We start from the raw sequence: 11,706 nt of genomic DNA on the forward strand, positions 1-11,706 counted from the left end.
GGTAGAGAAAAAAAACGCCCGAGATATCTCGAGCGTTGTAATATAATTAGAAATTAACTATTTCATTTTTCCATTTGCCACTGCAATAACTGCTCCCATCACTGAAGCAATTGCAACAGAAACTAATACATCTACGGCAACTAATTGCCAATTGATGGTGTCACTATACATGTTGTAGAAGAAATTCATCGCAAGTGACATGAATAAACCTATGCCAATTGCCAATTTCACTCCCGGAACACATTTACTGATTCCTTCTCCTTGGTTAAAGATAAAGGACATCATAAAACCATAACACATACAGCCCAAGAAAATAAAAGTGACGTTTTCTGCACCGGAACCTTCCGGCTTTGGAAAGAAATCTTTAAGGAGCATTCCGTAGAGTAGCCAGCCCATTAGGAAGTCGGCTATACCACCAACGATACCTCCGACAATGAAGTTTTTTACATTCATAATTAATAGTTTTATTGGTTAATACCATAAAATTAAAACTTAATTAAAAATGCAATAAATTAACAACTGTTTAATTATCAACTATATAATTCCAAATATTGTTAATAACCTAAAAGAGCATTAAGCTTACTCTTTAGTGTAGAAGTCACCGTTATCCACATCTTTTAGAAATTGAATTACTCCGGGAAAATAATGTTTTTGATCATCGTATTGTGAACAGTGACTTCCATTGGGACAAAATAAATACCTTCCGTTTTGTACTTCATTGGCTATCCATTCCATATGTTTTGGGTCCATGGTATCGTATTTTGCACCGATGGATAAAGTAGGTACAGTTAGGGTTTTTAGCTTAGAGGTGATGTCCCAATTTTTTAGTGTAGCGTCACCTGTGATACCGAATTCACTTGGTCCTTGCATGTACACATATACATTAGGGTTTAAATGTTTGAACGCTCTGTTGATGGACTCCGGCCATTCGGCTATTGGAAAACGCAGAATGTGTTCGGTGTAATAATAATTCATCAACAGTTCCATATACTTTGGATTGCTATAATCTTTATTCTTTTCAAATGCTTTGATTTGTGCAAAAACCTTAGGGTCGAGTTGTGGACCTAAAACTTCTTCAGCATATTTATTATACGCCGGTGCACTTGCCATCATGTTGGAAATAATTAAACCCTTCAGATTTTGTTGGTATTTCAGGGCATATTCCATGGCCAAAATACCACCCCAAGACTGTCCTAAAAGATAGAAGTTGGAGTTGTCTAATTTTAAAGCTTTGCGTACTTGTTCTACTTCTTCCACAAAGCGCTCAATGGTCCATAATCGATTGTCGTTGGGTTGGTCACTGTAATAAGAACCTAATTGGTCATAATAAATATATTCGATGCTTTCTTGCGGAAAATAGCCGTCAAAACTCTCAAAAAACTCGTGAGTTCCACCAGGACCACCGTGTAATAATAAGACCTTAATTTTTGGATTGTTGCCTACTCTTTTGGTCCAAACCTTAAATTCACCAACAGGCGTTTTAATCGGAATCATTTTAATCCCACCGGTGAATTGGTCGTCTCTTTGAGAAAAGTCGAGGTACTTTTCTTTTACTGAATCAATAGGTTTGTTTTCCTTACATCCGGAAAATAAAATTAATGTCAGTAATGTATAAAGCAATAGTTTTATTTTCATGGTGTAAAAAGTTTAATTAGCTATATATTTTTCGGTACAAGTCTTTGTATTTTTCCATTACAATTTTGCGCTTCAATTTTAAGGTAGGCGTGAGGTGACCTCCGTCAATTGACCAAACTTCAGGGGTCAATTCGAAGCGTTTTACTTTTTCCCAATTTCCGAATTTCTCGTTAATTTTTTCTACTTCTTGTTCAATGCGTGCAATAACCTCAGGATTAGAGGCTATTTCAGCCGGAGTGGTGCCTATATCTAGATTTTTTCTTTTAGCCCATTCTTGTATAAAATCAAAGCTTGGTTGGATGAAAGCGGCCGGCATTTTTTCGCCATCACCAATCACCATAATTTGCTCGATGAACAAAGATTGTTTCATCGCATTTTCAATCAACTGTGGTGCGATGTATTTACCGCCGGAAGTTTTGAACATTTCTTTCTTGCGATCGGTTATTTTAAGGAAACCGTCTTTGTCGACTTCACCGATATCGCCGGTGTGGAAATAACCGTTTTTGATGACTTCGTCTGTTAATTGTTGGTCTTTGTAATAGCCCATCATGACATTCGGTCCTTTGCAAAGAATTTCACCGTCTTCGGCTATTTTGACTTCTACATTGTTAATCATTCTTCCTACAGTGCCTATTCGGAAACCACCATTTCTTTGGTCGTTTACAGAAATTACCGGAGAAGTTTCTGTTAGGCCATAGCCTTCCATTACCGGCATTTCGGCGGCAGCGAATACTCGAATTAAACGGTGTTGAAGCGCGGCGCTACCGGAAACCATTACGTTTAAGTTACCGCCTAAACCTTCTTTCCACTTGCTGAAAATTAGTTTTCGGGCTATTTTTAACTGGAATTCATACCACCAACCATTAGCTCCATAAGGTTCGTATCGCAATCCCAAGTCGATAGCCCAGAAGAATAATTTCTTTTTAACACCGGTTAATTCTTCTCCTTTGGCAATGATTTTATCGTAAACTTTTTCTAACAGTCTCGGCACAACTGAGAAAACGGTAGGTTTGACTTCCTTTATGTTGTCTGACAGTTTTTCAATTGATTCGGCAAAATATATCGAAACCGAATAATACTGATAGATATACAAGATTACGCGTTCGAATATGTGGCAAATCGGAAGAAAACTCAAGGCTACACTGGTGCTTTCTTCAAATGGAATGCGCGGAGAACTGTCTAGTACATTAGAAACAATGTTGTTGTGTGACAACATTACGCCTTTGGGTTTGCCGGTGGTTCCAGAAGTGTAAATAATGGTAGCCAATTCCTCCGGTTTTACGTTATTTTTTCTGTCTTCCACTACGTCTTGATTGCTTCGGTCTTCCCCTAATTCTAATAGCTCTAACCAGTTTTTACAGCCTTCAATTTTGTTGAAAGAATAAACATCTTCCAGTAAAGGCAATTCCGATTTAACAGCCATCAATTTTTGGTAAACCACTTCGTCTGAAACAAAGCAGTATTTTGATTCGGAATGATTTAAGATATAAGCATAATCTTCAGATGAAATGGTCGGATATATAGGAACAGTTTGAGCTCCGATTTGCAATACACCAACATCCATAATATTCCATTCTGTTCGATTGTTAGAGGAAATGATGGCAATTTTATCATTTTTTTGAATATCCAATCGAATCAACGCTCTCGAAATAGCGTTGGCTTTATCGATGTATTCTTGCGTTGAAGTCGCTACCCATTGACCGTCGTATTTGGTAACGAGACAATTGGGTAAATTATTTTTTTTAAGCTGGTAGTAGGCAAAATCAAAAAGGCGTGTGATTTCAGTCATTTTAGTGCATAATTTGATGCAAATTAAGGATTATTGTTATTAATCACAATATTAATTTTAAATATAGCCAAGATAGCCTTGAAATATGTAGTTTTGCATCGTTTGAATTTTAGATTTCATATGAAAAAGTTTCCTCGTTTTTCCGAATATAAAGTTTTGGTTATCAGAATATTGTTGGCTTATATTTTTTATTTCGTGGCTCGCGTTTTGTTTTATGTTTACAATCAAAACTTGATTAGCATTGACAGTACCTTTGATTTTTTGAAGTTATGTTACCATGGATTAGCTTTTGATACTACAACCATACTGTATACTAATGCCTTGTTCATTCTTTTTTCTGTTTTTCCGGTCATTATTAATACACAAAAAAGTTTTCAGAAAGGACTGTTTTACTTGTATTTCAGCACAAATTTATTGATGTACTCGGCGAATTTCATCGACTTTATTTACTATCGTTATACCTTTAGCAGAAGTACAAGAGCTTCCTTAGATACGTTAGAAAATGAGCAGAATAAATCGGAATTGTTATTCAACTTTTTACTGAATTATTGGCATGTGTTCTTGTTGTTTTTTGCGCTCGCTTACATTTGGATCTTATTGTACAAAAGAATCAAAGTCAAGCCGGTTACCGAAAAGCCGTCCTTTAAATATTTCGCAACATCAACGGCTAGTTTTTTAATCATTATTACCCTTTGTATTGGTGGAATTCGTGGCGATTTTAAAAAGAGTACCCGTCCTATTAATATGATTGATGCCAGTAGGTATGTTCAAAATTCGGGTCAAGCCGACGTAGTATTGAATACGCCTTTTGCCATTATTCGAACTTGGAATACCAATACTTTTAAAAAAGTGAATTTTGCCTCCAAAGCTACTGTTGACAGTTTGTTGATACCCATCAAACAATATAACAACAATCCGCCAACAAAGCCCAATGTGGTAATCTTTATATTGGAAAGTTTTGCCCGAGAATACATTGGTGTGTTTAATAAAGACACCAAAATTCCGGATTATGAAGGCTATACACCTTTTGTGGATTCGTTAGCTCAACACAGTTTGATTTTTACCAATGCACACTCAAACGGATGGAAATCAATTCACGGAATGTCTTCGGTTTTGGCAGGAATTCCGTCTTTTAAAAATGCCTTTACCTCTTCACCTTATGCCAAGCAAAAGATAGAATCATTGGTTTCTACTTTAGAAAGTGAAGGATACAATACTTCATTTTTTCATGGCGCGCCCAATGGTTCCATGGGATTTTTGGGATTCGGTAATATTTTAGGATTTGATCATTATTACGGAAAAAACGAATACAATAACGATGCTGACTTTGATGGTGTTTGGGGAATTTGGGACGAACCGTTTTTTCAGTTTTTCAATAAAACACTCACACAAAAGAAAGAGCCTTTTATGGCCACGATGTTCTCTGTTTCTTCTCATGAACCTTACAAAGTACCGGAGAAATATGAAGGTAAGTTTCCCAAAGGTAAAGTAAACATCAACCAATGTATAGGCTATACCGACTATGCTTTGAAGCGATTTTTTGAAGAAGCCAAAAAGCAATCTTGGTACAACAACACCATTTTTATTTTGGTAGCTGATCACGGGAATACGATAGCTTATGATGAATACCGAAAAGAATTCAACAGAAATACGGTTCCGATTTTATTCTTTACACCGAATCAAAAATATGTTGGCGTTAATGACGATTTTGCCCAACAGATTGACATTTATCCTACTTTGCTTGACATGATTGGCTACCAAAAACCATTCAGAAGTTGGGGTAGAAGTTTAATCAGTGAAAAAAGAGTGCCGCCATTTGTAATCAAACACAGTGCTAAGGTTTACCAATACATGTGCGGTAATTACATCTGCACTTTTGACGGAAAGAAAGCTATAGGGTTTTACGACAAAGAGGATAAAGGAATGGAAAGGAATTTAATCAAGCAACGCAATGCTGAGATGGACGCCATTGAACTGCGTTGTAAAGTTTTTTACCAAGATTATATGGAAAGAATCATTGACAAGCGATTAACGACAGTCAAATAACAAAAAAAGCTACTGATAAAGTAGCTTTTTTTATTGGAATATGATTTTAAAATCATCCTATAACTTATTCATATTTTGAGCTAAAGTCTCAATAAACTTTGAAATCGGTCCTTTGATCATCATGGCCATCATCGGATTGAATTCGCCTTCAAACTGTAATTGTACAGCTGTTGACGCATCTGAAATCGATTCTAAATTAGCCGTCAGTGTAAACGGTAATTTGTCACTTGCTGCTGCTAAGTTGACTTTAGTATGTGGGTTGCCTTCTTTCAAACGCAATTTGATTTCCGGCATGCCTTTCAAACCGAAATTGAAAATATCATCGCCTAAAACTTCAAATTTGGCAATGTTTTCAGGCATTAACTTTTCATAGTTTTTCACATCTGATAAAGCATTGAATAAATATTCAGCAGATTTTTCTACAGCAACTTTCGGGCTTTCTAAATTCATCTTTTGGGTTTTAAGTTTTCGAGTTTAAAGTTTCGGGTTCAACGCGTAACCCGGAATTTGCCATTATATATTCCAAGTCGACGGACTCTTGCGCCATTCTTGCAAAGTGACTAATTCATTTTCTGTGATATAATTTTTGGCCACAGCCAAGTGTAATAGATGTTCGTAATCGGCTAAGGTATTCAATTCCACATTAGCATTTTTGAAATTGTCAACCGCCACATCAAAACCGTAAGTAAAAATAGCGACCATTCCTTTTACGTTGGCACCAGCTTCTTTTAATGCTTCTACGGCCAATAAACTGCTGTTTCCGGTACTAATTAAATCTTCTACCACTACAACATTTTGACCTTTTTGCAGAAAGCCTTCCACTTGGTTTTGGCGACCGTGTTTTTTAGGCTCAGGACGAACGTAAACAAACGGCAATCCCATGTATTCTGCCACCAACATCCCAATTCCGATGGCACCGGTAGCTACCCCTGCAATCACATCGGGTTTTCCAAATTGTTTTTCGATATGCTTGGCGAATTCTTCACGAACAAAATTTCTAATGGCCGGAAAGGAGAGAATTAAACGGTTATCGCAATAAATAGGAGAGTGCCAACCTGAAGCCCATGTAAAAGGATTTTTAGGATTCAATTTAATTGCATTTATTTGTAAAAGCAATTCGGCTGTTTTTTCGGCTGTGTCTTTATTAAAAATCATAGTACAAATGTATAAAGTTTTTGTCAACGATAAACCACTTTTTTTGACCAACGAGGTTGCCAAGGAAACCGATTTTCAGTTGTTTTTGTTGGAAAGTGTTGATATTGAGCAGGTCATCATCAAAATTTTCCAAAACAAAATCCAAAAAGCCTATTTGTATTATCCGGATGAAAAAGCGATACTGAAAAAAGTCAAAGAAAAAATTCCCGTTTGCAAAGCCGGCGGCGGATTGGTTTACAACAAAGCAGGCGATGTTTTGTTCATTTTCAGAAACGGAAAATGGGATTTACCCAAAGGCGGCATCGAAAAGGGAGAGGAAATAGAAGACACAGCTATCCGTGAAGTAGAGGAAGAAACCGGAGTTAAAAATTTAAAGATTACACACAAACTCCAAAAAACCTATCACGTTTTTAAACGTGGCGGCAAATACAAACTCAAAGTAACCCATTGGTACGAAATGCGCACCGATTTTAACGGAACGCCTAAACCGCAAGCCAATGAAGGCATAGAAAAAGTCGCTTGGCTTGGTCCTGAGGAAATCAAAGAAGCTTTGAAAAACTCTTATGAGAACATCAAATTATTGTTTGAAGAGGAAAAATTATTGAAGTAAACTCACTCTGTAATTCTATACACCGGATACTGCAAATGTGCCGTTTCATACCAAGGCGAATTTTTGTAAATCCAATCCAATTGGGCTTCGGGATTATCGGCAAAAGTTTTGTCTTGTTTGCACTTTTCTTCTAGTTGAACTTTGAGTTCAGGATATTGTTTTAAGTAGTCCGCAGCACTGTCTTCAAAAACATAATCGGAATAGCCTTCTTTTTGTTGGAGTATGGTGTCGAAAAAATTCCAATTGAAAAAACTATCAACGGCCTCAGGTTCTAAAGTCTCCAACAAGTATTTCACACCGGCTTGTTGCGTAACGAAAATATAATCACCTTTCCTGAATTTTACTTTGGTTTTGGTGATATTTACTTGAGTGTTCGAATGCGGATAATGGCCTTCATACGCGTTTTTAGCCGTTTTGTAATCGACTATGCGATAGCTTTCCACTTCCAGTATACTGTCTTTTTCCAAGCGCGTGTAAGTCAATTGATTGTTGATGAGTAAATCAATTACTTTCCATTGGCCTTGCGGAATCACATACGTCTTTGGAATTTTAATCGATTTCACCGCTTTGTAAGTGCCGTAAAAAGCGATTTCTTTACTGTAAGGTTTGTTACGGTCGTAAAACAATCGTTTTCCGTTGGTAACATCACTTTTTTTATAATCGCCTTCATAGCCTAAGAACTTCATCTTTTCCACTTTGCTGCTGTCGATAATCCATTGGATAGTATAAGAGTTGCCCACTTTATATTGTTTGAGATTTTCTGCTCTCTTGTTTTTGATGAGTGTCACATTTTTATCGGCATATTGCAGCGTCGATACCATAAAATTATAGGTTACTTTCACGCGTTCCGCATACGGTTTCAACATATGTGTTTCGACTACATAGCCGAGCGAATTGAATAAAGAAGCATATCCTGTAGCATACCGCGGCGTATCGCTAAATTGTGCAAAACCTTCAGTGGGAGTGCCATGCCAAACGTTGACATATGGAGTGCTTTCGATTTTTTTCGATTGTAAATCTTTAACGATGGCGGGCGTCATTTCGGTTTTGATAAATTCGCCTAACGTATTTCCCAAACGATTGGGCTCGGTCATAATATAGGTCAGTTTGTACTGATAATCGGCACCATTGCTCACGTGATTGTCAATAAAAATATCAGGACAGGCAAAATGATGGAAGATTTGGGTAAACGCTTGGGTGTTTCGGGTATCGGTTTTGATGAAGTCCCGATTCAAGTCGAAATTCCTCGCATTGCCTCTAAATCCGTATTCCTCCGGGCCATTTTGGTTGGCTCTGGAAGTCGAGTTTCGGTTGAGTAAACCACCAATATTATACACCGGAATGGCAATGACTATAACATTTTTCGGTATGGCTATTTTTTGCAGAGCCAAATCGCGAAACAATTGCATAGACGCATCAATGCCATCGGGTTCACCGGCGTGAATACCGTTGTTGATGAGCAGGAAAAGCTTTTCGGTTTTGGTTTTGTAGTCAAACTTTTTATCGGCATCAAAAATCACTACGCGCAAAGGTTCACCGCTATCGGTTAGTCCAAAAGTTTGCAATTGGATGGTTTCAAAATCGGCATCGAGTTGGTGGTAAAATCGCAATACTTCAGTATAATCAGCCGATTGGTTGCCGTTGCCTTTTTCGAAAAAAGTAGCATAAGAGTCGTTTTTTTGCGCCCAGGAAGTCAGTGCAAACAGCAATAAAAGCGAAAGGACTTTCATTACTTTTCTTTTTTAACTACTACACTGTCAGGTACCAAAACCGTGTAATCGCCTCCGTTTCGGATGACGTCTCTAACGATACTGGACGAAATGTAAGAGGTTTTAGAAGCAGTCAACAAAAAGACAGTTTCTATTTGTGACAATCTTCGGTTGGTGTGAGCAATGGCTTTTTCGAATTCAAAATCGGCGGGATTGCGCAAGCCGCGTAAGATGAAATCAGCTTCTAACTTGCGACACAAATCAATAGTCAATCCTTCGTAGGTAACCACCGAAACACGCGGTTCCTCTTTAAAAGCTTCCTCGATAAACTGTTTTCGGTCTTCTAAAGAAAACATGTATTTTTTATCGGCATTGATACCAATAGCCACAATCACTTCATCGAAAAGCGAAACACCTCTTTTAATAATATCATAATGTCCCAACGTAATGGGATCAAAGGAACCGGGAAATATTGCTTTTCTTTTCATGATTTTGTTTAAATGTTGCGAGTTGCGGGTTTCGGGTTCAAAATTAACGCTTTAAGTCTCGTAACTTTAATCCCGTAACTTTGAACTTTATTTGTTTAAGGCCAATTCTAAAGCGTTCGTGAACAAGTCGGTTAACGAAATCCCGGCTTCTTTGGCTTGTTGCGGAATCAAACTTTCGGTCGTTAAGCCCGGAATGGTGTTCATTTCCAACATATGCGGTTCGCCGTTTACGATGATGAATTCACTTCGAGAGAAGCCGCTCATTTTTAAAACCTCGTACGCTTTTTTGGCAACAGCTGATACTTTGGCAGTCATTTCAGGAGAAATTCGAGCCGGCGTAATTTCTTGTGACTTGCCTAAATACTTGGCTTCGTAGTCGAAGAAGTCGTTTTCGGATACAATTTCGGTTATAGGCAAAACAGTGATTTTTCCTTTATAATTAATCACACCAACAGATACCTCGGTTCCATCTAAGAAACTTTCGATAATGATTTCATTGTCTTCTTTGTAGGCGTTAACAATAGCATAAGCCAGCTCGTCTTTGGTTTTCACTTTGGAGATGCCGAAACTCGAACCGGATTTATTGGGTTTAACAAAGCAAGGCAAACCAACTGTTTTTAAAATAGCTTCTTCATCAATTTCATCCCCTTGATTTAAGTAATAAGAAGTAGCCGTTTTGATGCCGTATGGTTTTAAAACCGACAGCAAATCACGCTTATTAAACGTTAAAGCCGCTTGGTAATAATCGCAGGAACTTTGCGGAATACCTAATAATTCAAAATAGGCTTGCATCAAACCGTCTTCGCCCGGTGTACCGTGAATGGCATTGAATACTACATCAAAAGTGATTTTTTCTCCGTTTACTGTTACAGAAAAATCGTTACGGTCTATCGGAAATTCATGGTCTTGCTCATCTACATAAACCCATTTGTCTTTTAAGATATGAATACGATAGCCATTGTATAAATTTTGGTCTAAAAATTGATAAACCACATTGCCGCTTTTGAGAGAAATTTGATATTCGCTGGAATATCCGCCCATAATGATGGCTACTTTTTTCATTAGTAGTAGGAGTTAGGTTGGTGTTAAAGTAGTAACAAAATTATCATTTTTTTTCTTAGATAAGGCTATGTCTTTAGATTTTTAGACTTCTTAGATTTTATTCTTTTTAACTATCTAAAAGCGAAGCGCATCTAAACGCCTGAAAGGCATATCTAAAATTCTAATAGCGAAGCGTATCTTTTTTATATCTTTGCTTAAATAAAATTTCTTTATGAGTTTACGCCAATATTTAACCAGTAAGGTGTTTTTTGCCCAAGTACTAGCCGCTATGGCCATTTTTGCTGTTATTGCTTTTTTGTTTTTTCATTGGATAACTTATACAACCAATCACGGTCAGGAAATTACGGTGCCGGATTTGAGTAAACTCTCGGCTGAACAAGCGGAAGAAAAATTAGACGCCTTAGATTTAGATTACATCATCTTGGATACGGTGGATTTTCGTCCCGAATTTCCAAAGTTGACCATAGTTGAACAAGAGCCGAAAGCAGGCGCTAAGGTAAAAGAAGGCCGTAAAATTTATTTAAAAATCAATGCGTCTACCTATACGATGGTCGCTGTCCCCGATCTGATTGAGAAAACGTATCGCCAAGCGGTTCCGACTTTAGAAGCTGTTGGTTTGAAAGAAGGGAACATCACTTATAAACCCTATTTAGGAAAAGATATGGTTTTGGAAATGCTTATGAACGGTAAAAAAATCAAACCGGGCGATAAAGTGTTGAAATCTTCTAAAATCGATTTGGTTTTAGGCGACGGAAAAGTGGTTTTTGATGATACGACTATTGATTCTACTGCGGTAGATTCTACAGATATAATGCCCATAAATGAATAATACCAACGATAATTTCGAGTTAGAAGAAGAATTGTTCGAACACCATCGCTTTGTATCGCCTAAAGGCCAAAGTTTGTTGCGTGTCGATAAGTTCTTGATGCAACTGATAGAAAACGCCACCCGAAACAAAATCCAACAAGCTGCTGAAAAAGGCAACATTTGGGTAAATGATGTGCCGGTAAAATCCAACTACCGTGTAAAACCATTTGACGTGGTTAAGGTAATGCTCGAGCATCCGCCTTATGAGAATCATATTATTCCTGAAGATATTCCGCTGAATATTGTATACGAAGACGATGCTTTATTGGTTATCAATAAACCACCCGGATTAGTAGTACATCCCGGTCACGGTAATTATACCGGAACTTTAGTGAATGCCTTAG

The 11,706-nt window shown here is 37.5% G+C and carries 12 protein-coding genes; 4 read left to right on the forward strand and 8 right to left on the reverse strand.

Features of this window, described 5'->3' with window-relative positions:
- Positions 1-57 precede the first annotated feature (57 nt).
- From Q0M21_RS11160 to Q0M21_RS11170, 3 genes are all read right to left on the reverse strand, one after another.
- Positions 58-453 carry a hypothetical protein gene (locus Q0M21_RS11160; protein WP_295338193.1) on the reverse strand — a complete coding sequence of 132 codons (396 nt, stop codon included), beginning with the start codon at positions 451-453 and terminating at the stop codon, positions 58-60.
- A gap of 126 nt (positions 454-579) precedes the next feature.
- Entirely contained in the window at positions 580-1,635 is a 1,056-nt protein-coding gene (locus Q0M21_RS11165; RefSeq protein WP_295338195.1) for a proline iminopeptidase-family hydrolase, read from the reverse strand.
- Between the two features lie 16 nt (positions 1,636-1,651).
- Complete coding sequence (locus tag Q0M21_RS11170; protein WP_295338197.1) at positions 1,652-3,424, reverse strand: long-chain fatty acid--CoA ligase; 1,773 nt, start codon at positions 3,422-3,424, stop codon at positions 1,652-1,654.
- A gap of 120 nt (positions 3,425-3,544) precedes the next feature.
- Here Q0M21_RS11170 and Q0M21_RS11175 point away from each other — a divergent pair, with 120 nt between their 5' ends.
- On the forward strand, positions 3,545-5,470 hold the full coding sequence (locus tag Q0M21_RS11175; RefSeq protein WP_295338199.1) for an LTA synthase family protein: 1,926 nt from the start codon (positions 3,545-3,547) through the stop codon (positions 5,468-5,470).
- A 57-nt stretch (positions 5,471-5,527) separates the two neighbouring features.
- Here the strand turns inward: Q0M21_RS11175 and Q0M21_RS11180 are convergent, their stop codons facing one another.
- Together Q0M21_RS11180 and pyrE are read right to left on the reverse strand one after the other, a co-directional pair.
- Positions 5,528-5,920: an SRPBCC family protein gene (locus Q0M21_RS11180; protein WP_295338201.1), complete on the reverse strand. Its 393-nt coding sequence runs from the start codon at positions 5,918-5,920 to the stop codon at positions 5,528-5,530.
- Between the two features lie 63 nt (positions 5,921-5,983).
- Positions 5,984-6,625 carry an orotate phosphoribosyltransferase gene (pyrE, locus tag Q0M21_RS11185; RefSeq protein ID WP_295338203.1) on the reverse strand — a complete coding sequence of 214 codons (642 nt, stop codon included), beginning with the start codon at positions 6,623-6,625 and terminating at the stop codon, positions 5,984-5,986.
- 7 nt (positions 6,626-6,632) lie between these two features.
- Here pyrE and Q0M21_RS11190 point away from each other — a divergent pair, with 7 nt between their 5' ends.
- Complete coding sequence (locus tag Q0M21_RS11190; protein WP_295338205.1) at positions 6,633-7,235, forward strand: NUDIX domain-containing protein; 603 nt, start codon at positions 6,633-6,635, stop codon at positions 7,233-7,235.
- Between the two features lie 2 nt (positions 7,236-7,237).
- Here Q0M21_RS11190 and Q0M21_RS11195 read toward each other — a convergent pair whose 3' ends face one another.
- The 3 genes from Q0M21_RS11195 to Q0M21_RS11205 form a co-directional block, all read right to left on the reverse strand.
- On the reverse strand, positions 7,238-8,965 hold the full coding sequence (locus Q0M21_RS11195; protein ID WP_295338208.1) for a hypothetical protein: 1,728 nt from the start codon (positions 8,963-8,965) through the stop codon (positions 7,238-7,240).
- Positions 8,965-9,432, reverse strand: coding sequence for a pantetheine-phosphate adenylyltransferase (gene coaD, locus Q0M21_RS11200; protein WP_295338210.1), 468 nt, complete (start codon positions 9,430-9,432; stop codon positions 8,965-8,967). Before coaD ends, Q0M21_RS11195 begins: the two co-directional genes overlap by 1 nt.
- A gap of 87 nt (positions 9,433-9,519) precedes the next feature.
- On the reverse strand, positions 9,520-10,494 hold the full coding sequence (locus tag Q0M21_RS11205; RefSeq protein WP_295338212.1) for a D-alanine--D-alanine ligase: 975 nt from the start codon (positions 10,492-10,494) through the stop codon (positions 9,520-9,522).
- Between the two features lie 211 nt (positions 10,495-10,705).
- Here Q0M21_RS11205 and Q0M21_RS11210 point away from each other — a divergent pair, with 211 nt between their 5' ends.
- On the forward strand, positions 10,706-11,323 hold the full coding sequence (locus tag Q0M21_RS11210) for a PASTA domain-containing protein (protein ID WP_295338214.1): 618 nt from the start codon (positions 10,706-10,708) through the stop codon (positions 11,321-11,323).
- Positions 11,316-11,706: S4 domain-containing protein (locus tag Q0M21_RS11215; protein ID WP_295338216.1), on the forward strand; the 391-nt coding region annotated here is incomplete at its 3' end. The genes Q0M21_RS11210 and Q0M21_RS11215, both read left to right, overlap by 8 nt.

Origin of the sequence: Flavobacterium sp. (assembly GCF_024710485.1) — a bacterium.
Classification (GTDB): domain Bacteria; phylum Bacteroidota; class Bacteroidia; order Flavobacteriales; family Flavobacteriaceae; genus Flavobacterium.